At 59.2% G+C, this 25,276-nt stretch carries 26 protein-coding genes; 11 read left to right on the top strand and 15 right to left on the bottom strand.

Annotation, left to right across the window (positions count from 1 at the left end):
* The first annotated feature begins 44 nt into the window (after positions 1-44).
* On the top strand, positions 45-1,169 hold the full coding sequence (nlpD, locus tag AA74_RS0111115) for a murein hydrolase activator NlpD (RefSeq protein ID WP_023325976.1): 1,125 nt from the start codon (positions 45-47) through the stop codon (positions 1,167-1,169).
* Between the two features lie 59 nt (positions 1,170-1,228).
* Positions 1,229-2,221 (top strand): RNA polymerase sigma factor RpoS, encoded by a 993-nt coding sequence (rpoS, locus tag AA74_RS0111110; protein WP_008499600.1) that lies wholly within the window; start codon positions 1,229-1,231, stop codon positions 2,219-2,221.
* A gap of 52 nt (positions 2,222-2,273) precedes the next feature.
* Here rpoS and AA74_RS0111105 read toward each other — a convergent pair whose 3' ends face one another.
* Both AA74_RS0111105 and AA74_RS0111100 read right to left on the bottom strand, forming a co-directional pair.
* Positions 2,274-2,654 carry a DUF4440 domain-containing protein gene (locus AA74_RS0111105; RefSeq protein ID WP_021241912.1) on the bottom strand — a complete coding sequence of 127 codons (381 nt, stop codon included), beginning with the start codon at positions 2,652-2,654 and terminating at the stop codon, positions 2,274-2,276.
* On the bottom strand, positions 2,651-3,853 hold the full coding sequence (locus AA74_RS0111100; protein WP_025912395.1) for an MFS transporter: 1,203 nt from the start codon (positions 3,851-3,853) through the stop codon (positions 2,651-2,653). Before AA74_RS0111100 ends, AA74_RS0111105 begins: the two co-directional genes overlap by 4 nt.
* Positions 3,854-3,961: 108 nt before the next feature.
* On the opposite strand from AA74_RS0111100, the gene AA74_RS0111095 reads away from it, so the two are divergent.
* Positions 3,962-4,849 (top strand): LysR family transcriptional regulator, encoded by an 888-nt coding sequence (locus tag AA74_RS0111095; protein WP_025912394.1) that lies wholly within the window; start codon positions 3,962-3,964, stop codon positions 4,847-4,849.
* Here AA74_RS0111095 and AA74_RS0111090 read toward each other — a convergent pair.
* Complete coding sequence (locus tag AA74_RS0111090) at positions 4,846-5,253, bottom strand: MarR family winged helix-turn-helix transcriptional regulator (protein ID WP_008499596.1); 408 nt, start codon at positions 5,251-5,253, stop codon at positions 4,846-4,848. The two genes, AA74_RS0111095 and AA74_RS0111090, sit on opposite strands and share 4 nt — an antisense overlap.
* Before the next feature lie 172 nt (positions 5,254-5,425).
* On the opposite strand from AA74_RS0111090, the gene AA74_RS0111085 reads away from it, so the two are divergent.
* The 3 genes from AA74_RS0111085 to AA74_RS0111075 are packed head-to-tail and all read left to right on the top strand — an operon-like array spanning position 5,426 to position 7,677.
* Positions 5,426-6,028, top strand: coding sequence for a non-oxidative hydroxyarylic acid decarboxylases subunit B (locus tag AA74_RS0111085; protein WP_008499595.1), 603 nt, complete (start codon positions 5,426-5,428; stop codon positions 6,026-6,028).
* Positions 6,018-7,445: a non-oxidative hydroxyarylic acid decarboxylases subunit C gene (locus AA74_RS0111080; protein WP_008499594.1), complete on the top strand. Its 1,428-nt coding sequence runs from the start codon at positions 6,018-6,020 to the stop codon at positions 7,443-7,445. Before AA74_RS0111085 ends, AA74_RS0111080 begins: the two co-directional genes overlap by 11 nt.
* A gap of 10 nt (positions 7,446-7,455) precedes the next feature.
* Complete coding sequence (locus AA74_RS0111075) at positions 7,456-7,677, top strand: non-oxidative hydroxyarylic acid decarboxylases subunit D (protein WP_003862116.1); 222 nt, start codon at positions 7,456-7,458, stop codon at positions 7,675-7,677.
* Between the two features lie 139 nt (positions 7,678-7,816).
* Here the strand turns inward: AA74_RS0111075 and mutS are convergent, their stop codons facing one another.
* On the bottom strand, positions 7,817-10,378 hold the full coding sequence (gene mutS, locus AA74_RS0111070) for a DNA mismatch repair protein MutS (protein ID WP_025912393.1): 2,562 nt from the start codon (positions 10,376-10,378) through the stop codon (positions 7,817-7,819).
* A gap of 113 nt (positions 10,379-10,491) precedes the next feature.
* Positions 10,492-10,722 carry a SymE family type I addiction module toxin gene (locus tag AA74_RS0111065; RefSeq protein ID WP_008499591.1) on the bottom strand — a complete coding sequence of 77 codons (231 nt, stop codon included), beginning with the start codon at positions 10,720-10,722 and terminating at the stop codon, positions 10,492-10,494.
* Positions 10,723-10,897: 175 nt separating this feature from the next.
* Between AA74_RS0111065 and AA74_RS0111060 the strand changes: the two genes are divergently transcribed.
* Positions 10,898-11,242, top strand: coding sequence for a nitrous oxide-stimulated promoter family protein (locus AA74_RS0111060; protein ID WP_008499590.1), 345 nt, complete (start codon positions 10,898-10,900; stop codon positions 11,240-11,242).
* 5 nt (positions 11,243-11,247) lie between these two features.
* Here AA74_RS0111060 and AA74_RS0111055 read toward each other — a convergent pair whose 3' ends face one another.
* The 10 genes from AA74_RS0111055 to hypA form a co-directional block, all read right to left on the bottom strand.
* Complete coding sequence (locus tag AA74_RS0111055) at positions 11,248-12,468, bottom strand: MFS transporter (protein WP_025912392.1); 1,221 nt, start codon at positions 12,466-12,468, stop codon at positions 11,248-11,250.
* 16 nt (positions 12,469-12,484) lie between these two features.
* A complete protein-coding gene (locus tag AA74_RS0111050; RefSeq protein ID WP_008499588.1) occupies positions 12,485-13,246 on the bottom strand; it encodes an ABC transporter ATP-binding protein in 762 nt (253 codons plus the stop codon).
* Positions 13,246-14,283 carry an iron ABC transporter permease gene (locus tag AA74_RS0111045; RefSeq protein WP_025912391.1) on the bottom strand — a complete coding sequence of 346 codons (1,038 nt, stop codon included), beginning with the start codon at positions 14,281-14,283 and terminating at the stop codon, positions 13,246-13,248. The genes AA74_RS0111050 and AA74_RS0111045 overlap by 1 nt, the downstream gene beginning before the upstream one ends.
* Entirely contained in the window at positions 14,283-15,281 is a 999-nt protein-coding gene (locus AA74_RS0111040; RefSeq protein ID WP_023325969.1) for an ABC transporter substrate-binding protein, read from the bottom strand. The genes AA74_RS0111045 and AA74_RS0111040 overlap by 1 nt, the downstream gene beginning before the upstream one ends.
* 153 nt (positions 15,282-15,434) lie before the next feature.
* Positions 15,435-17,507 (bottom strand): formate hydrogenlyase transcriptional activator FlhA, encoded by a 2,073-nt coding sequence (flhA, locus tag AA74_RS0111035; protein ID WP_021241929.1) that lies wholly within the window; start codon positions 17,505-17,507, stop codon positions 15,435-15,437.
* Between the two features lie 63 nt (positions 17,508-17,570).
* Positions 17,571-18,581 (bottom strand): hydrogenase expression/formation protein HypE, encoded by a 1,011-nt coding sequence (gene hypE, locus AA74_RS0111030; protein ID WP_025912390.1) that lies wholly within the window; start codon positions 18,579-18,581, stop codon positions 17,571-17,573.
* Entirely contained in the window at positions 18,578-19,699 is a 1,122-nt protein-coding gene (hypD, locus tag AA74_RS0111025) for a hydrogenase formation protein HypD (RefSeq protein WP_025912389.1), read from the bottom strand. Before hypD ends, hypE begins: the two co-directional genes overlap by 4 nt.
* A gap of 2 nt (positions 19,700-19,701) precedes the next feature.
* Positions 19,702-19,974 carry a HypC/HybG/HupF family hydrogenase formation chaperone gene (locus AA74_RS0111020; protein ID WP_025912388.1) on the bottom strand — a complete coding sequence of 91 codons (273 nt, stop codon included), beginning with the start codon at positions 19,972-19,974 and terminating at the stop codon, positions 19,702-19,704.
* Positions 19,965-20,828, bottom strand: a complete 864-nt coding sequence (gene hypB / locus AA74_RS0111015) for a hydrogenase nickel incorporation protein HypB (RefSeq protein WP_025912387.1) — start codon at positions 20,826-20,828, stop codon at positions 19,965-19,967. Before hypB ends, AA74_RS0111020 begins: the two co-directional genes overlap by 10 nt.
* A gap of 3 nt (positions 20,829-20,831) precedes the next feature.
* Entirely contained in the window at positions 20,832-21,182 is a 351-nt protein-coding gene (gene hypA / locus AA74_RS0111010) for a hydrogenase maturation nickel metallochaperone HypA (protein WP_008499580.1), read from the bottom strand.
* Between the two features lie 210 nt (positions 21,183-21,392).
* Here hypA and hycA point away from each other — a divergent pair, with 210 nt between their 5' ends.
* The 4 genes from hycA to AA74_RS0110990 all read left to right on the top strand — a co-directional run bounded on the left by hycA (position 21,393) and on the right by AA74_RS0110990 (position 25,273).
* Positions 21,393-21,857: a formate hydrogenlyase regulator HycA gene (hycA, locus tag AA74_RS0111005; RefSeq protein ID WP_023294428.1), complete on the top strand. Its 465-nt coding sequence runs from the start codon at positions 21,393-21,395 to the stop codon at positions 21,855-21,857.
* A gap of 71 nt (positions 21,858-21,928) precedes the next feature.
* Positions 21,929-22,537: a 4Fe-4S dicluster domain-containing protein gene (locus AA74_RS0111000; protein WP_023294427.1), complete on the top strand. Its 609-nt coding sequence runs from the start codon at positions 21,929-21,931 to the stop codon at positions 22,535-22,537.
* Entirely contained in the window at positions 22,534-24,348 is a 1,815-nt protein-coding gene (gene hycC / locus AA74_RS0110995) for a formate hydrogenlyase subunit 3 (protein ID WP_025912386.1), read from the top strand. The genes AA74_RS0111000 and hycC overlap by 4 nt, the downstream gene beginning before the upstream one ends.
* A 1-nt stretch (position 24,349) precedes the next feature.
* Complete coding sequence (locus AA74_RS0110990) at positions 24,350-25,273, top strand: respiratory chain complex I subunit 1 family protein (RefSeq protein WP_025912385.1); 924 nt, start codon at positions 24,350-24,352, stop codon at positions 25,271-25,273.
* Positions 25,274-25,276: the final 3 nt, after the last annotated feature.

Raw genomic sequence — 25,276 nt, 5'->3', positions numbered from 1 at the left:
GTAAATTTTAAGTCACTGGTAGTTAACACATTCCTGGGGGATAAATGAGCGCGGGAAGCCCTAAATTCACCATCAGCCGTGTTGCGGCATTATCACTGGTTTCGCTCTGGCTGGCAGGCTGTACAAGTTCTAACAACGCGCCTGCGCCCGTCAGTTCCGTCGGCGGAAACAGCGGCTCCGGTAACACGTCCAGCGGAATGTTAATCACGCCGCCACCTAAAATGGGAACGGCTGCGCCGCAGCAAACACCACAAATTCAGCCTGTGCAACATCCTGTTACACAGCCAATGCAGGTTCAGCCAGTTGAACAGCCTGTTCAGACCCAAAATGGCCGCATAGTCTATAACCGCCAGTATGGGAACATTCCGAAAGGTAGCTACACCGGTGGCAGCACCTATACCGTGAAACGCGGCGATACGCTGTTCTACATTGCGTGGATCACCGGGAACGATTTCCGTGACCTCGCGCAGCGCAACAACGTCCAGGCCCCATATGCTCTGGAAGTCGGGCAAACGCTCCAGGTGGGCAACGCGACGGGTACGCCGCTTACGCCTGGCAACACGGTTTCAGCGGCCGATGTGACGGCTCAAAATAACAGCGTTAAGCCTGCACAAAAATCCACCACGGTGGTTGCTTCACAACCTGTAATTACGTATTCTGAGGATTCAGGTGATCAGACTGCTAACAAAATGTTGCCGAATAATAAAGGGACTGCGACTGCTGTCACAGCACCGGTTACGGCACCTGTGGTTAGCTCTACTGAACCGACTGCCAGCAGTATGACCTCCAGTTCGCCGATTTCTGCATGGCGCTGGCCGACTGACGGCAAGGTTATCGAGAACTTCTCTTCCTCCGAAGGGGGAAATAAAGGGATCGATATCGCAGGGAGTAAAGGACAGGCTATCATCGCGACCGCAGATGGACGCGTTGTGTATGCCGGTAACGCTCTGCGCGGTTACGGTAATCTTATCATCATCAAACACAACGATGATTACCTGAGTGCCTACGCCCATAACGACACAATGCTGGTCCGGGAACAACAAGAAGTTAAGGCGGGGCAAAAAATCGCTACCATGGGTAGCACCGGAACCAGTTCTACACGCTTGCATTTTGAAATTCGTTACAAGGGGAAATCCGTAAACCCGCTGCAGTACTTGCCGCAGCGATAATTTGACGGGGCATGCCAGCCAGGGTGTCTCGTTCAGGGATCACGGGTAGGAGCCACCTTATGAGTCAGAATACGCTGAAAGTTCATGATTTAAATGAAGACGCGGAATTTGATGAGAACGGAGTAGAGGCTTTTGACGAAAAAGCCTTAGTAGAAGAGGAACCCAGTGATAACGATTTGGCTGAAGAAGAGCTGTTATCGCAGGGCGCCACACAGCGTGTACTGGACGCGACTCAGCTTTACCTTGGGGAGATTGGTTACTCCCCACTGCTAACGGCCGAAGAAGAAGTCTATTTCGCACGTCGTGCTTTGCGTGGTGATGTTGCCTCGCGTCGTCGCATGATTGAAAGTAACCTGCGACTGGTCGTGAAAATTGCCCGCCGTTACGGCAATCGTGGTCTGGCTCTGCTGGATCTGATTGAAGAGGGCAACTTAGGTCTCATCCGCGCAGTTGAGAAGTTTGACCCGGAACGCGGGTTCCGTTTCTCAACCTACGCGACCTGGTGGATTCGTCAGACCATCGAACGGGCTATTATGAACCAGACCCGTACGATTCGCCTGCCGATTCACATCGTCAAAGAGTTGAACGTGTATCTGCGTACCGCGCGCGAGTTGTCCCATAAGCTGGACCACGAGCCAAGTGCAGAAGAAATTGCCGAACAACTCGATAAACCGGTTGATGACGTAAGCCGTATGCTGCGTCTCAACGAGCGCATTACCTCCGTTGACACCCCGCTGGGTGGCGACTCCGAAAAAGCGCTGCTGGACATCCTGGCCGATGAAAAAGATAACGGTCCGGAAGACACCACGCAGGACGATGACATGAAACAGAGCATCGTCAAATGGCTGTTCGAACTGAACGCCAAACAGCGTGAAGTGCTGGCGCGTCGCTTCGGTTTACTGGGGTATGAAGCTGCGACACTGGAAGACGTCGGCCGCGAAATTGGCCTGACCCGTGAACGTGTTCGTCAGATTCAGGTTGAAGGTCTGCGTCGCCTGCGTGAAATCCTGCAGGGGCAAGGTCTGAATATCGAAGCGCTGTTCCGCGAATAAGCAACCTTTCGTCAAAAAAGGCCCGTCGTGAGACGGGCCTTTTTCTTTTGTGTTACGGCTGCGTCGCCGTCTCGTGCAGCAGACGCCAGGTTATTTTGTCACCTTCCTGATTAAGCACCGCGGTTGACCAGCGCACGTTAACGGGCAGGTCTGGCCGGGTTTGCGTCTCCCGGTAGTGAAGCACTGCACCCCGTTCGCCGCTCTGGATCGTGGTTAATTCGTCAATGACGATTTTCAGCCCGGGACGGCTTCCGCGCTGTTTTTCCAGAAAACTGGCCAGGCCGTTATAGTCGACCTGCACACCGCCCGGCGGGATCATCAGAAAATCGCGCTGGAAACGGGCGAGCAGCGCGTCGGCCTCGCCTTCACCTTTGCCTAACCATGCTTCAAGCGCAATGTGGAGGTCGATAATGTCGTGTTCGAAAGGCGTCATGAATTCTCCTGTCGCAGCGGGTTTAGCACCTGCGTATTGTTAAGACGAAAAACGTACGGTACAGGCAGCAAGGTCATGCCTGCGGCAAAAATAAACATCCCGTGCCAGGCGGCGTGTGGCGTCAGCCACGCCTGCGCCAGGTTCAGCACCTGCGCCAGCAGCAGGGCACCGGCAAAAAAGCTCAATTGACGATTGAGATTCCACAGCGCGCTGGCATCCGGCATCTCGTCCCGGCGCGTTGTCAGAAACGCGCTGCTCTGAGCCGTGCTGCTGCACAGGCTTCCCCCGGCGCCCATCAGGGCAAACGCGACGGCAGGCAACAGCGTAGCCGAACTGACGTCAATCAAAAGCAGAATGCCCGTCGCCTGCAACAGGCAGCCGATGACGATCAGGGGGCGGGGGCCGATACGGTTAAAATAACGTCCCGTTGCCGTGATGGCGATAAACGATGCCACAGACCACGGCAGCATGAGCATGCCCGTAGCGGCTGGGCTCATGTTCGCCACGTTCTGAAGATAAAACATGCCCGTGACGTTCACCCCAATAAATACGCCAGGAACGCAGATATAGACAAGCATGGAAAAACGCAAAAGCGGGTCCGCGAGCAATGACAGGTTTAGCAGTCTGGCCGCGTTCATCGCAGGCATTTCGTGTTTAAGCCACAGGCAGGCCAGAACAAAGGTCACGATAGCGACCGGTAGCGTGGCGAAAAAGATCCATCGCCAGCTTAGCGTCTGTACCAGCAGTCCCCCGATAGCCGGGGAGCAGGCCGGGGCAAGCAGCGCGACCAGCATCACCGCCGAGGAGAGTCTGGCACGCTCGTGAGGCTTATACTGTTGCCAGGTCAGCGCCTGTCCAACGGGGATCAGTAAGCCTCCTCCCACGCCCTGAAGCACTCGCCAGGCGATCAGACTTTCAAGCGTTGCAGACAGGCCCGCCGCTGCGGAGGCTGCGCTGAACAGAAAAAGCGAAAGCAGGATGACGCGCTTTGGTCCGATGCGGCGCGAGAGCAGGCTGCTGAACGGGATCGCCAGCGTCAGGCCGGCAATGTAGCCGTTACTGACCCAGGCAAGGGCAGAAGGCGTGGTGTTAAAGGCGTGAGCCATCGCCGGAAAGGCGACGCTGGCAATAAACATGTTGATCAAATCAAGAAAAAAGCCCAGCAGATAGACAACGGCAACTTGGCTGCGATACGTCATGGTGGATCCTCCGGTGAGGTGGCGTATCGTATCGGCTCGGGAAGCACGGATAAACCTGACAAAGCGCGATATACTGTCAAAAATATTTTGACAGTAAAGGGCGTGATGATGATTAACCTACAGCGGACGCAGATGTTTGTCGCGGTGGCCGACACCGGCAGTTTTACGGCCGCCGCCGAGGCGATGGGGCTGACAAAAGCGGTGGTTAGCTTCAATATCCGCCAGCTTGAAGATGAGCTGGGCGTTACGCTGCTGCTGCGCTCCACCCGCCGCCTGACGCTAACCGAGGCGGGCGTGATTTTTCATCAGCGCAGCGTGGCGCTTCTGAAGGAGGCCGAACGGCTGCAGGATGATGTCCGCGCGAACCATGCGGGGCTCACCGGCGAACTGCGGATCACGACCACGCCTGAATATGGCGCCCGGGTCGTGGTGCCGCTGCTGGCCAGGTTTAGCCAGCAGCACACGGATCTTCGCGTCCGACATGTTTCGTCGTCACTGCACGCAGACCTTATCTCGGAGCGCTTTGACGTGGCCATCCGGCTGGGGACGCTTGTTGATTCGCGCAACCACGCCGCACTGATTTCTCACTTTTCTATTCTCCCCGTCGCGACGCCCGAGTGGCTTGCGAGAAACCCGATCGAATCGCTTGCGCAGCTGGCGCAGGCCGACTGGATTATCCACGAGCGCTTAGCCTCGCCGCTGCGCTGGCAGGTGAAAGATGCCCGCGGTGCGCCTGACATGCTGGAGATAAAAAAGGCGCCGCGTTTGTTTGCCGACAGCGCTCAGGCCCTTATGGCTTTTGCGCTCGCAGGCGGTGGGGTGGCGTTACTGCCGGAATGGCTGGTGCGCGATGCGCTTGATGCGGGAACGCTGGTGACGATTTTACCGGAGTATACCTTTGCGCGGCAGGGGATTTATGCGGTCTATCCTGATGCCCGGCATGTGCCCGCAAAAGTGCGCACCTTTATCGATTTTATGCGCACCAGCGTGAGTTAATCGTGCATCATCTTTTTGATGAGCGCAGAGAACTGCTCCCGCTCGGCCTTGTTAAGGCGTCCTAAAAAGGCCTCATCAACCTCATTGCCTACCGGCTTACAGTCTGCAAGCAGGGCCTCACCTTCTGGCGTGAGGAAGACAAAGCGACGGCGCTTATCCGCAGGGTCGTGCTCGCGTTTGACCAGCCCGCGCGCCTCCATGCGGCTCAGCATTTCCGCCAGGGTCGCTTTCGTGCTGACCGCGACTTCAGTCAATGCCACCTGTTCAATGCCCGGATGCTCGGCAATCGAGCGCATCACCGCATACTGCGGCTTGGTCAGTTCCGGCAGGGCATGTTGCCACTTCGCGGTATGCTGTTGAAAAAGCTGACGTAACAGGTGGAACGCCTCTTGTCTTAGTTCCATGAACACTCCGACAGAAAAAATCACCCCCTATGATAGCCGCTAAAGTCCAGGATGATAATGCGGCATTTTTTAGCATTTTGTGTGATCGTGTACGAACAATCTTGTCAGAGAAACAATCCGGGAGTAGTTTACCTACAATGTTCGTACACGAACAAATTGATTGAGGTGATGAATGAGATTGATCGTGGGAATGACGGGGGCGACGGGTGCTCCGCTGGGCGTGGCGCTGCTGCAGGCGCTGCGGGAAATGCCGGAAGTAGAGACGCATCTGGTGATGTCTAAGTGGGCAAAAACCACCATTGAGCTGGAAACGCCTTACACCGCCCAGGACGTTGCTGCCCTGGCTGACGTCGTCCACAGCCCGGCTGACCAGGCCGCCACCATCTCCTCCGGCTCGTTTCGTACCGACGGCATGATCGTCATTCCCTGCAGCATGAAAACGCTGGCCGGGATCCGCGCGGGCTATGCCGAAGGGCTGGTGGGCCGTGCGGCGGATGTGGTGCTGAAAGAGGGGCGTAAGCTGGTGCTGGTGCCCCGTGAAACGCCGCTCAGCACCATTCATCTGGAGAACATGCTGGCGCTCTCCCGCATGGGCGTGGCGATGGTGCCGCCCATGCCTGCGTACTACAACCACCCGCAAACCGCCGATGACATTACCCAGCATATTGTGACCCGCGTGCTCGACCAGTTTGGCCTAGAGCATAAAAAGGCGCGTCGCTGGAACGGGTTGCGAGAGGCGAAACATTTTTCACAGGAGAATAAAGATGGCATTTGATGATCTGAGAAGCTTCCTGCAGGCGCTCGATGAGCAAGGGCAACTGCTGAAAATTGAGGAAGAGGTAAACGCCGAGCCGGATCTGGCGGCGGCAGCCAACGCGACCGGCCGCATCGGTGACGGCGCGCCCGCGCTGTGGTTTGACAATATTCGCGGCTTTACCGATGCTCGCGTGGTGATGAACACCATCGGCTCCTGGCAAAATCACGCTATTTCGATGGGGCTGCCTGCGAACACGCCGGTGAAAAAGCAGATCGACGAGTTTATTCGCCGCTGGGATAAATTCCCGATTGCGCCAGAGCGCCGCGCCAACCCGGCCTGGGCGCAGAATACGGTGGACGGTGAAGACATTAACCTGTTCGACATCCTGCCGCTGTTCCGCCTGAACGACGGGGACGGTGGTTTTTATCTCGACAAAGCGTGCGTTGTCTCGCGCGATCCGCTCGACCCGGATAACTTCGGCAAGCAGAACGTTGGCATCTACCGCATGGAAGTGAAGGGCAAGCGCAAGCTCGGCCTGCAGCCGGTGCCGATGCACGATATCGCCCTGCATCTGCACAAAGCGGAAGAGCGCGGCGAAGACCTGCCGATTGCGATTACGCTGGGCAACGACCCGATCATCACCCTGATGGGCGCGACGCCGCTGAAATACGATCAGTCAGAGTATGAAATGGCCGGCGCGCTCCGTGAAAGCCCGTACCCGATTGCCACCGCGCCGCTGACCGGCTTTGACGTGCCTTGGGGTTCTGAAGTGATCCTGGAAGGGGTGATTGAAGGCCGTAAGCGCGAAATTGAAGGGCCGTTCGGCGAGTTTACCGGCCACTACTCCGGTGGCCGTAACATGACGGTTGTGCGTATCGACAAAGTTTCTTACCGCACCAAACCGATTTTCGAATCCCTTTACCTCGGCATGCCGTGGACCGAGATTGATTATCTGATGGGGCCAGCCACCTGCGTGCCGCTCTACCAGCAGCTGAAAGCGGAGTTCCCGGAAGTGCAGGCGGTAAACGCGATGTACACCCACGGCCTGCTGGCGATCATCTCCACCAAAAAGCGTTACGGCGGCTTCGCCCGCGCGGTTGGCTTGCGCGCCATGACCACGCCGCATGGCCTGGGATACGTGAAGATGGTGATCATGGTGGATGAGGATGTCGACCCGTTCAACCTTCCGCAGGTGATGTGGGCGCTGTCATCGAAGGTCAACCCGGCAGGCGATCTGGTGCAGCTGCCGAACATGTCGGTGCTTGAACTCGATCCGGGATCCAGCCCGGCGGGCATTACCGACAAACTGATTATTGATGCGACCACGCCTGTCGCACCGGACACCCGGGGCCACTATAGCCAGCCGGTTCAGGATCTGCCTGAAACCAAAGCCTGGGCTGAAAAACTGACCGCGATGCTGGCTGCACGCCAATAAGGAGGAAAAGATGATTTGTCCACGTTGTGCCGATGAGCATATTGAAGTGATGGCGACGTCACCGGTGAAAGGGGTCTGGACCGTTTACCAGTGCCAGCATTGTCTGTATACCTGGCGCGATACCGAACCGCTGCGTCGTACCAGCCGCGAGCACTACCCGGAAGCGTTCCGCATGACGCAGAAGGATATTGACGAGGCGCCACAGGTGCCGACAATCCCGCCGCTGCTCTAAAAAAAAGCCCGGTGGCGCTGCGCTTACCGGGCGATAATATTGTGCGGTCTGTTTTGCCGGGTGGCGGCTTCGCCTTACCCGGCCTACAAAATTCGTAGGCCCGGTAAGCGCAGCGCCACCGGGCAAAGACCGCAGAAAACTAAACCAGACTCTTCAACCGATAAATCCACTCCAGCGCCTGACGCGGCGTCAGGGAATCAGGATCGAGATTCTCCAGCGCTTCCACGGCAGGCGATGTCTCTTCCGCTGGCACCAGCAGCGACATCTGCGTACCATCGATCTGCGTCGCCGCCGCATTCGGTGACAGGCTTTCCAGTTCACGCAGTTTCTGACGCGCGCGCTTGATCACCTCTTTCGGTACACCGGCCAGCGCCGCAACGGCCAGACCATAGCTCTTGCTTGCCGCGCCATCCTGCACCGTGTGCATAAAGGCGATGGTGTCGCCGTGCTCCAGCGCATCAAGGTGGACGTTAGCCACGCCTTCCATTTTCTCCGGCAACTGCGTCAGCTCGAAGTAGTGGGTGGCGAACAGCGTCATGGCCTTGATTTTATTCGCGAGGCTTTCCGCACAGGCCCAGGCCAGCGACAGACCATCGTAGGTTGACGTTCCGCGTCCGACTTCGTCCATCAGCACCAGGCTGTGCTCCGTCGCGTTATGCAGAATGTTAGCCGTTTCAGTCATTTCGACCATGAAGGTTGAGCGACCGCTCGCCAGATCGTCCGCAGCCCCGACGCGGGTAAAGATACGGTCGATGGGGCCAATCTCCACGTTTTGCGCCGGAACGTAGCTGCCGATATAGGCAAGCAGGGCAATCAGCGCCGTCTGACGCATATAGGTACTCTTACCACCCATGTTCGGACCGGTAATGATCAGCATTCTTCGCTGCGGCGACAGGCTCAGCGGGTTGGCGATGAACGGTTCGTTCAGCACCCGCTCGACCACCGGGTGACGGCCTTCAGTGATGCGAATGCCGGGCTTGTCGGTAAAGGTCGGGCAGGTGTAGTTCAGCGTTTCCGCGCGCTCTGCCAGATTCACCAGCACGTCCAGTTCCGCCAGCGCGCTGGCGCTCAGCTGCAGGTCGGCCAGGTGCGGCATCAGCATGTCAAACAGCTCTTCATAGAGCTGTTTTTCCAGCGCCAACGCTTTCCCTTTCGAGGTGAGAACTTTGTCCTCGTACTCTTTCAGCTCGGGAATGATGTAGCGTTCAGCGTTTTTCAACGTCTGGCGGCGCACGTAGTGAATCGGCGCCAGATGGCTCTGCCCGCGGCTGATTTGAATGTAGTAACCGTGAACCGCGTTATACCCTACCTTCAGGGTGTCGAGCCCAAGACGCTCGCGCTCGCGGATTTCCAGCTTATCAAGGTAGTCCGTCGCGCCGTCGGCCAGCGCGCGCCATTCGTCCAGCTCCTCGTTGTAGCCCGGGGCAATCACGCCGCCATCACGCACGAGAACCGGAGGCGCATCAATAATGGCGCGTTCAAGCAGCTCGCGGAGTTCGGTAAATTCGCCCATGGTTTCGCGGAGTTTCTGTACCGGCGCGCTGTCAACGTCGCTCAGCTGCGCACGCAGTTCCGGCAGCTGCTGGAAAGCATGGCGCATCCGCGCAAGATCGCGCGGTCGCGCCGTGCGCAGCGCCAGACGGGCCAGGATACGTTCCAGATCGCCCACCTGACGCAGGACCGGCTGCAGCTCGGTATAGCGATCCTGCAGGGCGGTAATCGTCTGCTGACGGCAAACCAGCGTAGCGGTATCGCGAATCGGCATATGCAGCCAGCGTTTCAGCATACGGCTGCCCATTGGTGTTACCGTATTGTCGAGGACCGACGCGAGCGTATTTTCTACGCCGCCCGCCAGGTTCTGGGTGATCTCCAGGTTACGGCGCGTGGCGGCATCCATGATGATGCTGTCCTGCTGGCGCTCCATGGTGATAGAGCGGATATGCGGCAGGGCGGTGCGCTGGGTATCTTTTACGTACTGCAGGAGGCAACCTGCCGCACACAGCCCGCGCGGGGCATTTTCAACGCCAAAGCCAATCAGATCGCGGGTGCCAAACTGCAGATTCAGCTGCTGGCGCGCGGTATCAATTTCGAATTCCCAGAGCGGACGGCGGCGCAGCCCGCGACGACCTTCAATCAGCGCCATTTCGGCGAAATCTTCGGCATAGAGCAGTTCTGCCGGGTTGGTGCGCTGCAGTTCGGCAGCCATCGTTTCACGATCGGCCGGTTCACTCAGACGAAAACGCCCGGAGCTGATGTCCAGCGTCGCGTAGCCAAAGCCTTTGCCGTCCTGCCAGAGCGCGGCCAGCAGGTTATCCTGGCGCTCCTGAAGCAGGGCTTCATCACTGATGGTGCCCGGCGTGACGATGCGCACGACTTTGCGTTCCACAGGACCTTTTGAGGTCGCGGGGTCGCCGATCTGTTCGCAGATGGCGACAGACTCACCCTGATTCACCAGTTTCGCCAGGTAGTTTTCTACCGCGTGGTGCGGAATACCGGCCATTGGAATGGGTTCACCAGCCGATGCGCCCCGTTTGGTCAGCGAGATGTCGAGCAGCTGCGATGCGCGTTTGGCATCGTCATAAAACAGCTCGTAAAAATCGCCCATACGATAGAACAGCAGGATTTCCGGATGCTGTGCCTTCAGCTTCAGATACTGCTGCATCATCGGCGTATGTGCGTCGAAATTGTCGAGTGTGCTCATGGAGTTATGATGTCCATTTCTTTGAATATAAACCGTTTTGAGCGGCTCAGTGGCCGTTTGTTCCTTCTATTGTCGCATGAAAAAAAGGTACGGCGCAGAAAAATGTCGCCGCTTTACGAGGCATCTTCCGACATGAGCTCAATGACGATTTTTCCATGCTCCACACCCACTCGCACCCGGGAGTGGGTGGTAAACCCTGCCTTTTCAAGCCAGTCACCTTTTAAGCTCAGCGCCGCATGCACGCTGTAGCGCTTCGGTATCTTGGTATTGCGGTCTTCATGGCGCTTTCTGAAATATCCCACTGTTAAATGGCGATAGGGTTTGTTGATAGCGAGTTCTTGCATAGGGTCTCCTGACAACACGGATAAAAGTCATTACTGATGCCTGTATAAAATACCAGTGATGGTTGGGCCTTGCAGGGCTAAAACTGGAATCAGGCTTCAGAAAACGACATGCAATAACTGAAATCCCGCATTGAAAGGTGTATTATTTTTGCACTTTATTGTTCGGTAAGTCGCTATGTCCGGTAAACGAATTTCACGCGAAAAAGAGACCATCGCGAAAATGATCGCGCTGTATCAGAAGCAGTGTCCTCAAGCCTCTGTGGAAGAGGGGCACTATCAGGCGCTAAATGCCTATGCCGATAAGCGTCTGGATAAATGCGTTTTCGGGGAGGAAAAGCCCGCCTGTAAACAGTGTCCGGTCCACTGCTACCAGCCTGCAAAACGCGAAGAGATGAAGCAGATTATGCGCTGGGCAGGCCCGCGAATGCTCTGGCGTCACCCCATTCTGACCGTCCGCCATCTGATGGATGACCGTCGTCCCGTACCGGAACTGCCGGAAAAGTATCGTCCGAAAAAGTGACCGGTTCAGCTTCTGAGCGGGCGGCAAATCACGTTAAGGGCCAGCGCGCTGCAGAGCGGGAAGAGGGCCAGCAGCAGCCAGGGGAGCATCGCCTGCGTTGAGGGCACCAGCGCGCGATCCAGCAGGCTGCCAAACAGCAAATTTCCGGCCAGTACCGCAATGCCTCCGGCGGTGGCGAGTGCGCCGTAGTGCGCCCCCAGCGTGGACTCCTCGGCAAACCGGGGGACCAGGTCCTTAGCTGAGGGTACCAGCAGCATCTGTCCCAGCGTCAACAGCGTCACGAAACAGACCGACGGCAGCAGGCGCAGCCAGCCCTCAGGCGGTGCCGTCGGCGCAAACATTGCCACGCTTGCAAAGGCGGCGGAGAGGAATAAAAAGCCCACCGGCAGGATCCTCACCGCGCCCACGCGCCGGGCGAAACGCGCCAGCGGCAGCTGTAAAGCAATAATCAGTACAGAGGCCAGCATAAAAAGCGGGCCGAGATCTTTCTCGTTACCGCCGGCGCGCTGGATCTCTACCGGCAGCGCCAGATAGAGCTGGTTATAGCTTAAAAGCCACGAGCTATAGGCAATGATAAAGGCGACAAAGCGGGGCTGGCGGAACGTCGTCCACCAGGGAACGAGCTTTAGCGTCCGCGCGGCGTGGCGTGACGCGGGCAGGCAAAAGTAGAGAACCACCAGCGCAACGAGAAAGACGCCAGCGCCCGCCAGCGCCACCTGGCGAAAGCCCAGGCCGGTGAGTAGGGCGCCAGCAACCGGGCCCAGTACCGCACCGAGTTCCCCGCAGACCGCAAACAGCGCGAACCACTCCGCCCGGCTTCGTTTACCTTTCGCCTCGCTGTGCGTGCCCGCTTTCGCCAGCAATGCTTCAATAGAAGGAGAAAACAGCGCGCCGCCCACCCCCGTCAGGCACGCGCCCAGAATAATCGGCCACAGCGATTCACCAAGCGCCAGCAGCAGATACCCCGCGACGCGAATAATGCACCCGCTCAGGATAACGATTTTCGCGCCAAACCGGTCCGAGAGCGCGCCGCCGACGATAAACATCCCCTGCTGAGAGAACGTGCGCAGGCCGAGGATCAGCCCGATCAGCCCGCCGGAGAGCAGCATATCGTCGCGCAGGAATATCGCCAGGAAGGGGACAACGGCGTAAAAGCCGATGTTAAAAACAAACTGGCTACCCAGTAAAACGGGCGGCCAGAGCGTGGTGGCAGGGCGTAGGGGCATCGTTGGTCACTCGCCCCTAAACGATAAAGTGAATGTGTTTTTTGCCATGGAACGGCGAGATCTCGATTTTGGTTTTGACCCGGAAGACGTCCCAGAGCAACGACTCGGACAGGATGTCCTGCGGTGTCCCCGTCGCCACAATTTGGCCTTTCTGCATCACAATCAGCGAGTCGCAGAACATCGAGGCGTGGTTGAGATCGTGGATAGCGACAATGCTGGTGACCGGTAATTCGCTGATCAACTGCATCAGCTGCATCTGATGATGAATGTCCAGGTGGTTTGTTGGTTCATCCAGCAGGATTTCCGTCGGGGTCTGGGCCAGCGCGCGGGCAATGTGGACGCGCTGGCGCTCGCCGCCGGAGAGGCTCAGCCACCCCTGGTCGCTTTTATCCAGCATATCCACGCGCTGCAGAGCGGCGGTGACGGTTTCGTCATCGTGCGTGCTCCAGTTGGAAAAGGCGGAGTGGTGCGGAATCCGCCCGAGTTTGACCACGTCGCGCACGCGCATGTTGGCGTCAGTCATGCCGTGCTGCTCCACGAAGGCGACCCGGCGGGCCAGCTGCTTTTTGGCAATACGAGAGATGTCCTGGCCGTCCAGCGTCACACAGCCCGCATCCGGGCGCCGCAGCCCCGCGAGGATACGTAAAAGAGACGATTTACCGCAGCCGTTAGGGCCAAGCAGTCCTACCGTTTCGCCCCGGGAAACCTTCAGCGAGACGTCATTAACGATGACTTTTTTGCCGACCTTCCAGGTAATATTTTCAGCGCAGATGCTCATCACTTATTCCTTGAGCGGTAGATAATCACGGCAAAGAACGGAACGCCAACCAGCGCGGTGACCACGCCGACGGGCAGGCTTTGCGGAGCAATCAGCATGCGCGAGGCAATGTCTGCCAGCACCATCAGGATCGCGCCTGCCAGCGCGCTGGCAATCAGCAGTGTGCGGTGCAGCGGCCCGAACAGGAAACGCATGACGTGCGGCACCACCAGCCCGACAAAGCCGATTGAGCCCGCCATGCTGACGATGGTTGCGGTAATCAGCGCGGTGGTGGTAAAGAGCGCCAGGCGCACCCAGGGGACAGCAATGCCCAGCGACGCCGCGGCGTCATCACCGAACGTAAAGGCATCCAGCGCCCGGGAATAGTAGAGGCACACGGCTAACCCAATCAGCACCACGACCAGTGCCAGCTGGAATTCAGGCCAGCGTACGCCGCTGAAGCTGCCCAGCAGCCAGAACATCACGTCGCGCGCCTGCTGGGCACTGGCGGAGGTGCTAATGGTGTAGGCGGTAATGGCGTTAAAAAGCTGTGAGGCGGCGACGCCTGCCAGAATCGTACGTTCATTCCCGCCGCGCGCCCCGTTCGTCAGAAACGCGACAAACGCAAACGCGGCGAACGCCCCGGCAAAGGCTCCGGCAGAGAGCGACACTGCACCGGTGCCGATCCCCAATACGACGACAGAAACCGCCCCGGTCGATGCGCCCGCGGACACGCCGAGCACGTAGGGTTCCGCCAGCGCGTTCTTCAGCAGGCTCTGCAATACGGCCCCGCAGATGGCCAGACCTGCGCCGCAGCAGGCCGCCACCAGCGCGCGGCTCAGGCGGAAGTCCCAGATCACGCTCTCATAGATGCGAGTGAGCGGAACATTGGTGAGCCCCATTTTATTGCTGATGGCGTAAAACACGTTATCCAGCGGGATGGACAGCTCGCCGACGCTGACGCTCAGCGCGATAACCAGAAATAGCAGGACAAAGGCGAGCAAACACGAGGTCGTCAGAACCAGGCTCTGCCTGGCCTGAAGGACAGCGGTGGTCATCAGTTCAGCCCCAGTTTTCTGAGCTGTTCGCCAACCTGCTCAGCCCCATAAATCGTGCGAATCGTCGGGTTCATGGCCTGACCGTCCATCACCACGATATGGCCTTTTTTCACCGCGTCCAGCTGGCTGACGGCCGGATCGCTTTTCAGGAATTTGATTTTCTCTTCCGCGTTATCCAGCGCCCAGCGGTTGCGATCCAGGCTCGAGACCACAATCACATCCGGATTGGCGGCAATAATGCTTTCCCAGCCCACGGTTGGCCATTCGGTCTCGGAGGTGATGGCGTTATGCCCGCCCATCAGGCTGGCGATAAACCCGGAGGGGCTATTTTTACCGCCTACGTAGGCGTCCGCAGAGGGGGATGAGCTGGAGAACCAGAAAACAAAGGAGAGATCTTTTTTGTTCTTGCCGAATTCCTTACGCAAGTCGGCCTCACGTTTTTTGAAATCGGCAATCACGGCCTGACCGCGGTCTTCAACGTTAAAGATTTTGGCGAAATCCTCAATCTCCTGATAGAGATACGTCATATCCCACAGTTTCTGGCGGCTGCCGTACATATCGCCGGTGGCTTTTTTGGTCGCACACATGCCCGGGGACACGTAGCTGTTCACGCCCAGGGTCATCAGATCGTCGCGTTTTGCGACCTTGCTTTCTGGCCCCAGCAGCAGCGGTGACTGCGCGGGGACAAAGTCGGGATTTTGCGCAAGCACGGATTCAAGGGTAGGGATTTCGACCGTCAGGGTTTTGATTTTTGCGTTCTGTTCCGCCAGCTGCGGCAGCACTTTCGTCGGCCAGAAGGCGCTGGCCTTCACCTTATCTTCCAGCCCCAGCAGGAGCAGAATTTCGACGGTATTCTGACCCAGAGCCACGACGCGTTCCGGCGCTTTGGTGAATGTCTCTTTATAGCCACAGTTTTCAATCGTCAGAGGATATGTGGTTGCCAGAGCAGAACTGACCGACGCAACCGCCAGGCCTAACGCGCAGATGACCTTCTTCATGAAACGCTACCCTTGATTAATATTATTATTGATGCAAATGAAACTCATTATTAAGGCGGAATTTTATACAGAGGAAACGATTTTGTGTCAATGAGGGACAATTGCGCAGGGTAACGAAAGGCGGTGCCAGAAAAACACCGCCGGATTGGGGGCTTAAACCAGGCTCTCTTTATCGATCCCGAGACGCTTCATGCGCGACAGCAGGGTAGTGCGTTTTAACCCTAAACGCTGGGCGGCACCTTTTGGCCCGGCAACCACGCCGTTGGTCTCTTTGAGTACGCGCATAATGAGCTGATATTCATCTTCTCCCTCTTTCGCCGTCTCGGCGGCGGGCACGGTCACGTCAGGCAGCGTCACTTCAGGCAGGGAGAGCTGCAGCACATTGCCGCGCGTCAGCAGCACCGCACGCTCGATGACGTTTTCCAGCTCGCGCACGTTGCCGGGCCACTCCATCGATGAAAGGGTACGTAACGTCTCGGCAGGAATGCTGTCGATGTTTCGCCCCATCCGACGCGCGATCTTGGCGGTAAACGCTTTGACCAGCAGGGGAATATCTTCCGGGCGCTCGCGCAGCGGCGGCAGGAAGATCGGGAAGACGTTCAGGCGATAGTAGAGATCGCTGCGAAACTCGCGGTCGGCGACCATTTTTTTCAGGTCGCGGTTGGTGGCGGCAATCAGCCGCACGTCAGTCTGGATAAGCTTGTTGCTGCCAAGACGTTCAAACTCCTGCTCCTGCAGGACGCGCAGCAGTTTCGGCTGTAGCTCCAGCGGCATATCGCCCACTTCGTCGAGAAACAGCGAGCTCTTGTCCGCCAGCTCAAAACGGCCCAGCCGCTGGCTGCTGGCCCCGGTGAATGCACCGCGCTCGTGGCCGAACAGGTCGCTTTCCAGCAGGCCTGCGGGCATCGCCGCGCAGTTCATCTTCACCATCCGACGGCTGTTGCGGTTGCTCAGGTTGTGGATGGCGCGGGCAATCAGCTCTTTACCCGTACCGGTTTCGCCCAGGATCAGCACCGTGCTGTCGCTTTGCGCCACCATCTCAACCTGCTTGAGCACGCTGTACATGGCGTCGCTGCGCCCGATGATTTCACCAAACTCGCTGTCCACGTTGTTGAGCTGTTCGGTCAGGGCCAGGTTCTCATCCACCAGCCGCTCTTTCAGGCGGTGGATCTCCTGATAGGCGAGGGCGTTATCCAGCGCGATGGAGATACGCTCGGCGATCTGGCGCAGCAGCTTCAGGTTGGCGGTGGTAAACACGGCTTCATCACACTGCGCCAGCTTCAGCACCCCCAGCATGGTGTTGCCGGACATCAGGGGAAGCAGGCACAGGGTCTGAATCTTGTTGCCCCAGGTGTTAAACAGCATCCGCTCATACGGTGCCACCGGGTCCTGCTCGCTCAGGTTGAGCAGCAGGATCTCTTTGCTCTTAAACACCCGCTCAGAAAGGGTGCCCGCTTCGTCCACTTCGCTCTGCTCGTGCGCCGGGTTGGCTTCATCCAGATAATGCGTGGAGTAGATGTTCAGCTTGCCCTTGCGATGGCCGCGCAGCGCGATGCTGATGGCATCGATTTTGAAATAGTGGTGGATCTCCTTCGAGACTTCGCTGACCAGCTCGTCCATATCAAGGCGCGACAGCACGGCGTTGGTGATGGCGACCAGAATACGGAAGTTGTCGCGCTCGCGGCTCAGCAGGTCGTAATCCACGTTATTGGTCACGCGGCTTTGGATCTGCTCCGCGACGACGGCCACAATCTGGGTAAAGGTGTGCAGACGCTCGTATTCCGCCTCGCTCCAGGGCTGGTCGGTCGTGCGAATAAACTCGCAGCCACCAAAAATATGTCCCTCCGCCGCGAGCGGCAGCATGCTGTAGTGGCCGAACGGCTGGTAGAGGTTGCTCTCCGCGAGCCGCGGCCACGCCGTGCGGAACTCCTCAAAGTTGCAGTGCAGCGCTTCCGGACGGGAGAGAATGCGGCGCACCGGGCCATGCGCCAGATACGTCTCGTCTTCATACTCAAACGTTTTGCCATTATCGCGCGTTGAGTAGTAGCTCGCGCGGTGCGTTCCGCTATGCCACAGTACAATCGCCGCGCTGTCGGCCAGCGCTGATTGCCTGACCAGCCGCGTCAGGGCATCGCTTAGCGCGCCGAGATCGGGCTGCTGTAAAAGTGTGCGCGTGATATCAAACAGGCCCTGCTGTCCAAGATCGCTCATCGGTGTATACGGCATTGTTGCTTTCCAATAGAAACTGGCAAAAAGAGAAATTCAGCGCTGACCGCTTTTGGCGCGGCTCTAGCAAATTCGGGGTAAGGGTTCCGCGTGCGGCAGGTCCAGCGTGCGCTTCACGCCGTAAAGTCCGGTCAGGCGCACCCCCTTGCGCTCAACCACTTCGCCGATGATGGCGGCCTCTTTCCCTAATGGATGCGCGCGCAGCTCTGCAAGAACGGCTTCCGCCGCCACGCGTTCCACGCCGATCACCAGCTTGCCTTCGTTAGCAAAGTTCAGTGGGTCAAGTCCCAATAGTTCGCACAGCCCGCGCACGGCAGCTTTTACAGGCAGGCCACGCTCGGTCAGTTCAATTCCGCACCCGCTGCTTGCGGCGAATTCGTGAACCACCGCATTCACCCCGCCGCGGGTGGCATCGCGCAAGGCCTTCACGCCGGGAATAGCACACAGCGTCTGAATCAGCGGGGTGAGCACCGCGCAGTCGCTGCGCAGTTCACCGTCCAGCCCTAAGCCTTCGCGTAGGTTAAGGATAGTCGCTCCGTGGCAGCCCAGCGTGCCGGTTACCAGCAGCACGTCGCCCGCGCTAAGCCGCTGTGCGCCCCAGTGAATGTTGGCGGGGATAGCCCCCATTCCGGCGGTGTTGATAAACAGCTTATCGGCTGCACCGCGCTGGACCACTTTGGTGTCCCCGGTGACGATAGCGATACCCGCCTCGCGCGCGGTGTGTGCCATGCTGTTCACCACCGCCGTGAGCGTCTCCATCGGCAGACCCTCTTCGAGGATGAATCCGCAGGAGAGGTAGCGGGGAATGGCGCCGCTGACGGCCACGTCGTTGGCCGTGCCGCAGACGGCGAGCTTGCCGATATCGCCGCCGGGAAAGAACAGCGGATCGATGACGTAGCTGTCGGTGGAGAAGGCCAGCCGGTCGCCCTGGGCGGTGAGGGTGGCGAGGTCAATGCGCGCCTGGTCTTCCTGCTCGTCGAGCCAGGGGTTGTTAAAGGCCTCCATGAACAGCCGGTTAATCAGCTGCTGCATCGCCTGTCCACCGCTTCCGTGCGCCATTTCCACCGTGTTCATGCTTCACACTCCTGGTTGCGATATTGATACCACGCGGCGCATGCCCCTTCGGAGGAGACCATCAGCGCGCCAAACGCCGTTTGCGGGTTACAGGTATTGCCAAATAACGGGCACTGATGCGGTTTGCATTTGCCGGTGAGCACCTCGCCACAGCGGGCCCGGGGATCGTCGCAAACCTGCTGCGGCTGCGGGCGGAAATGCGCTTCGGCATCGAACGCGCGATAGGCTGGCGTCAGGCGCACGCCGGATTCGGCAATCAGCCCCAGTCCTCGCCACTCGCTGTCGCCTTCGACGCTGAACACCTCCGCAATGGCACGCTGGGCCCGTTCATTGCCGGCATCCGGCACCACGCGGCGGTACTGGTTTTCGACCGCGCTCAGGGCCGCTATTTTCTGCTCAACCAGCATGGTGACACCTTGCAGTAGATCAAGTGGTTCGAAACCAGCGACCACTAACGGACGATTGTACTGTTCAGCGATAAAACCGTAGGCGTCTGTGCCAATCACCATGCTGACGTGGCCCGGTGCCAGAAAGGCGTCAATGCCGTTGCCTGGCGCTTCCAGCAGGCTGCGCAGGGTGGGGATAAGCGTAATGTGCTGGCAGAAGAAGAAAAAGTTATCGACGCCGCGCGCTTTCGCCTGCTGCAGCGTGATGGCGGTGGCGGGCATGGTGGTTTCAAACCCTAGGCCAAAAAACACCACCTTGCGCGCGGGGTTATCCGCTGCCAGCGTCAGGGCATCCATCGGCGAATAGACGATCCGGATGTCCGCCCCGCGCGCTTTCGCCTGCAGCAGCGAGCCGTTTTTCCCCGGCACGCGCATCGCGTCGCCAAAGGTGCAGAATATGACGTCGGGCCGGCTGGCAATCTCAATACAGCTGTCGATGCGTCCCATTGGCAGCACGCAGACCGGGCAGCCGGGGCCGTGGATAAACTCAATGTTCTCCGGCAGCAGCTGGTCGAGGCCAAATTTGAAGATCGCGTGCGTGTGCCCGCCGCACACCTCCATGATCCGCAGCGGCCTTTCTTTGGTGTAGTCCAGCCGCGCCGCGCGCGTTTTGAGGTGTCCGATAAGCTGCAGCACCTGCTCCGGCGCGCGGTATTCATCAACGTAACGCATGATTACCGCTCCTCGCCGTACAGCAGCGCGCCGACGTCCGGCTCCACGTCGAACATGTTTTGCAACGCATCCAGCGTGTCGCGGGCTTCCGCTTCGTTAATCACGCACATGGCAAACCCCACGTGGACCAGCACCCACTGGCCGAGACGCGACGCGCCCGTTTCATCGGTGCTGCCCACCAGCGTCAGGTCGACGTCGCGCAGGATGCCGCAAACCTCGACTTTGGCCTGATTACCGTTGAGGGAATGGATTTGTCCCGGTACGCCTATGCACATCGTTCGTTCTCCAGCCAGCGTAACCAGCCGTCCATGCCATCGCCGCGCGTGGCGGAGACCAGCAGGATCTCAATCTCCGGGTTCACTTCGCGGGCATACGCCAGGCACTTATCCACGTCGAAATTCAGGTACGGCAGCAGGTCGACTTTGTTCAGCAGCATCAGGGATGCCGCGGCGAACATGTGGGGGTATTTCAGCGGCTTGTCTTCGCCCTCGGTCACCGAAAGCACCGCCACCTTGTGTCGTTCACCCAGATCGAAGCTCGCCGGGCAGACCAGGTTGCCGACGTTTTCAATAAACAGGATGCCGTTATCCGCCAGCGGCAGGCGCGGGGCGGCGTCGGCAATCATCTGCGCATCCAGATGGCAGCCTTTGCCGGTGTTAACCTGAATTGCCGGGGTGCCGGTTTCGCGGATGCGCGCCGCGTCGTTTACCGTTTGCTGGTCGCCCTCGATCACCGCGCAGGAGACGCGCCCGTTGAGGCGTTTGAGCGTTTCGGTCAGCAGCGTGGTTTTGCCGGAACCGGGGCTGGAGACCAGGTTCAGCGCCAGCTGTTTGCGGGTGGCAAAGCGGGCGCGGTTGCGGGCGGCGATCTGGTTATTTTTGTCCAGCACGTTGATTTCCACGTCCAGCATCTGGCGCTGGCTCATGCCCGGCGCGTGGGTACCCGCTTCGCCGTGGCCGTAATGCAGGTCGCCCGCGTCGGAACGCTGCGGCGCAAAGGTAATGCCGGTCAGGGCTGCCGCAGGGCGCGGGGCAGGGGAAAAGGGCGCGGAGCGAAACGCGGAGTGGGGACGGTGCTCATCCCCTTCTATATACAGGTTGCCTTCGGCGCAACCGCAGGTACTACACATACTTTACTCCTTCTCGATTTCGAGGCGTTGGATCTGCATGCCGTCATCCGCCACGATGCGCAGCCCGGTGCTCTGACACTGCGGACAGCGCTGTACCTTTGATGAGAGCAGGGTGACGTACTGCTGACACTGTTCGCACCAGCACTCCGCCTGCTGCTCCTCAATATGCAGTTCGCAGCCTTCCGCCAGCGTGCCGCGGCACACCAGCTCAAAACAGAAGGTCAGGGCGCTGGTCTCGACGCAGGAAAACGCCCCGACCTTCAGCCAGACGCCGGTGACGCGTTTCGCGTGGTTTTGCACAGCCTGCTGTTCGATAAGTTCCAGAGCCCGCTGGCAGAGGGTGATTTCGTGCATGACGCCTCCTCAATGAATTGCCCCGGTAATGCAATAACAGTGCCAGCTTGATTTTTGTTAAGGCGTGTCGATGTCACCGCTGTCGAAATGACACGTCGACACCGCGATGTTGACAGCGAATTTTTAATTAAATTCATTTAAAATCATAAGCATAAAAACTGGCATGGAATCTGCTTAACAGCCGCTATCTCCATTAAACGGATACCTTTTATGACTATTTGGGAAATCAGCGAAAAAGCGGAATACATCGCGCAGCGTCATCAGCAGTTACAGGACCAGTGGCACCTTTACTGCAACTCTCTGGTTCAGGGCATTACCTTGTCGAAAGCGCGTCTTCACCACGCGATGAGCTGTGCGGCGCAGGGCGATATGCGCTTTGTCCTCTTCGGCCATTTCATCATCAACGTCACCCTGGCGGATAACTTCAATAGCCACACCATCGAGTACCACCTCGAGACAAAAGACGGTGAAAAACAGTGTATTGCAAAGGCGCAGCTGATGGCTGACGGCATGGTGGACGGCCACGTCAGCAACCGCGATCGCCAGCAGGTACTGGAGCACTATCTGGAAAAAATCGCCCCGGTTTATAACGGCCTGTACACCGCCGTTGAACACGATCTCCCGGTCAACCTGAAGCAGCTGATGGACGGAAATACCTCAGCGAACGTGGCCTGACCCCCAGTGTGTCGAGAAGTGTCGACAAGACAGTTTTTCGTCAAAAATGACTATCACCAGAGGATAACCCGGTGAACCGTTTTGTAATTGCTGACTCGACGGTCTGTATTGGCTGTCGAACCTGTGAGGCGGCGTGTTCGGAAACGCATCGCCTGCATGGGCTACAGTCCATGCCGCGCCTGCACGTCATGCGTAATGAAAAAGAGTCTGCCCCGCAGCTCTGCCATCACTGTGAAGATGCCCCCTGCGCGGGTGTCTGTCCCGTGAACGCCATCACCCGCGTGGATGGCGCAGTCCAGCTGAACGAAAGCCTGTGCGTAAGCTGCAAGCTGTGCGGCATTGCCTGCCCGTTCGGTGCGATTGAATTCTCCGGCAGCCGCCCGCTGCATATTCCGGCCAATGCCAACTCGCCTAAAGCCCCGCCCGCGCCTCCGGCGCCTGCACGCGTCAGCACGCTGCTGGACTGGGTGCCCGGCATCCGCGCCGTGGCGGTGAAGTGCGACCTGTGCAGCTTCGATGAACAGGGCCCGGCCTGCGTGCGCACCTGTCCAACCAAAGCGCTGATTCTGGTGAACATTCGCGACATCGCCCGCACCAGCAAGCGCAAGCGCGAGCTGACCATTAATACCGACGTCGGCGATCTTTCGCTTCTGCAGGCGCTCAACGAGGGGGTGAAATGAACGCGATTACGATGATTACCAGCGCCGTGGCGTACTTTGCCGCCGCCGCCGTGCTGGCGTGGCTTCTGTCATTCCATAAAACCCTGAGCGGCTGGATCGCCGGGATCGGCGGGGCGGTCGGCAGCCTGATGACGCTGGCGGCGGGTGGAGTTGTCCTGCTCGGCGGGCAGTCCGCAGAGGCCGTGATGCCGCTGATTCGCCACACCGTTGCGATTACGCCGCTGAACGCCATCTGGCTGGTGACCTTTGGCCTGTGCGGGCTGTTTATCAGCCTGTTCAATATCGACTGGCACCGCCATCCGCACGCCAAAGCCAACGGCCTGCTGGTGAACCTGCTGATGGCGACGGCGGTCTGCACCGTGATCGCCAGCAACCTCGGCGCGCTGGTGGTGATGGCGGAGATCATGGCGCTCTGCGGCGTGTTCCTGACCGGCTGCAGCGCCTCCGGGAAAGTGTGGTTTGCGCTGGGACGCCTCGGGACGCTGCTGCTGTCGCTGGCCTGCTGGCGGGTGTGGCAGCGTTTCGGCACGCTGGAGTTCGCTGCGCTTAACGGGCATCCGCTGGGCAATGACGTCTGGCTGCTGGGTGTGATCGGCTTTGGCCTGCTGGCCGGGATTATCCCGCTGCACGGCTGGGTGCCGCAGGCGCATGCGAATGCCTCCGCGCCCGCTGCCGCGCTGTTTTCTGTGGTGGTGATGAAGGTCGGTCTGTTCGGGATTCTGGCGATGACGCTGACCGGCGGCCAGCCGCCGCTGTGGTGGGGCGTGGTGCTGCTGATTGCGGGCATGATCACCGCCTTCATCGGCGGCCTCTACGCGCTGATGGAGCACAATATCCAGCGTCTTCTGGCGTACCACACGCTGGAGAATATCGGCATCATCCTGCTCGGCATGGGCGCGGGCGTGACCGGGCTGGCGCTTAATCAACCGGCGCTGATTGCCGCTGGCTTTATCGGCGGTCTGTATCACCTGATCAACCACAGCTTGTTTAAAAGCACCCTGTTCCTCGGGGCGGGCAGCGTCTGGTTCCGCACCGGCCATCGGGATATCGAAAAGCTCGGTGGGATTGGCAAAAAAATGCCGGTGATTTCGCTAGCGATGCTGGTCGGGCTGATGGCGATGGCCGCGCTGCCGCCGCTGAACGGCTTTGCCGGGGAGTGGGTGATCTATCAGTCCTTCTTCGCCCTCGGTCAGAGCGAGGCGTTTATCGCACGCCTGCTGGGGCCGCTGCTGGCGGTCGGGCTGGCGATTACCGGGGCGCTGGCCGTGATGTGCATGGCGAAAGTCTATGGCGTGACCTTCCTTGGCGCACCGCGTACGCGTGAGGCTGAGAACGCCTGCTGCGCACCGGTACTGATGGGCGTAAGCGTGGTCGCGCTGGCGCTGTGCTGCATTGCGGGCGGGGTTGCCGCGCCGTGGCTGCTGCCGCTGCTGGGCAAGGCCATTCCGCTGCAGCTTGAGACGGCGCACACCGTCGTTTCCCAGCCGATGATCGCGCTGCTGCTGATTGCCGCGCCGCTGCTGCCGTTCGTGCTGATGCTGTTCTTCAAACGCGACCGGCTCACCTCCCGCTCGCGCGGTGCCGCGTGGGCCTGCGGCTATGAACACGAACAGTCGATGGTCATCACCGCCCACGGTTTTGCTATGCCGGTGAAAGAGAACTTCGCCGCCGTGCTGAAGCTGCGCCACTGGCTGAACCCGGTGGGCTGGGTACCCGGCTGGCAGAACGCTGCCGCGCCCGCGCTGTTCCGCCGTCTGGCGTTGATCGAGCTGGCGGTGCTGGTAGTGATTGTGATTTCACGAGGAGCCTGACATGAGTCTGTTACTGGCAATTCTTCAGGCGCTGGTGCTGTTCGCCGCCGCGCCGCTGCTGTCGGGCATCACGCGCGTGGCGCGCGCCCGGATGCACAACCGTCGTGGGCCTGGCGTACTGCAGGAGTACCGCGATCTCTTCAAGCTGCTTTCTCGCCAGAGCGTGGCCCCGGATGCCGCAGGCTGGGTCTTCCGCCTGACGCCGTTCGTGATGGTCGGCGTGATGCTCACCGTCGCCACCGCGCTGCCGGTGGTGACGGTGGCTTCGCCCCTGCCCGTGCTTGGCGATCTGATTACCCTTATCTACCTCTTCGCCATCGCCCGCTTCTTCTTTGCGATTGCGGGCCTGGACACCGGTAGCCCGTTTACCGGCATCGGTGCCAGCCGCGAGGCGATGCTCGGCGTGCTGGTTGAGCCGATCCTGCTGCTGGGGCTGTGGGTCGCCGCGCAGGTTGCGGGTTCCACGCACATCAGCTTTATCACCGACACCGTTTACCACTGGCCAGTTGCTCGCTCCCTTCCGCTGGTGCTGGCGCTGTGCGCCTGCGCGTTCGCCACGTTTATCGAGATGGGCAAGCTGCCGTTCGATCTGGCCGAAGCCGAGCAGGAGCTGCAGGAAGGGCCGCTCACCGAATACAGCGGCTACGGCTTTGCGGTGCTGAAGTGGGGCATCAGCCTCAAACAGCTGGTGGTGCTGCAGATGTTTGTCGGCGTCTTCTTCCCGTGGGGGCAGATGACGCACTTCTCCGCGGGCGGTCTGCTGCTGGCCGTCGTGGTTGCCGCCCTCAAGCTGCTGGTCGGCGTGCTGGTCATTACCCTGTTCGAAAACAGCATGGCGCGCCTGCGTTTTGTGGAAACGTCCCGCATCACCTGGGCCGGGTTTGGTTTTGCATTTTTAGCGTTCGTCTCCTTGCTGGTGGCGTGATTA

Origin of the sequence: Enterobacter sp. 5-4 (genome assembly GCF_000612205.1) — a bacterium.
Lineage (GTDB): Bacteria > Pseudomonadota > Gammaproteobacteria > Enterobacterales > Enterobacteriaceae > Enterobacter > Enterobacter roggenkampii.
This window is presented reverse-complemented; position numbering and strand designations above follow the sequence as displayed.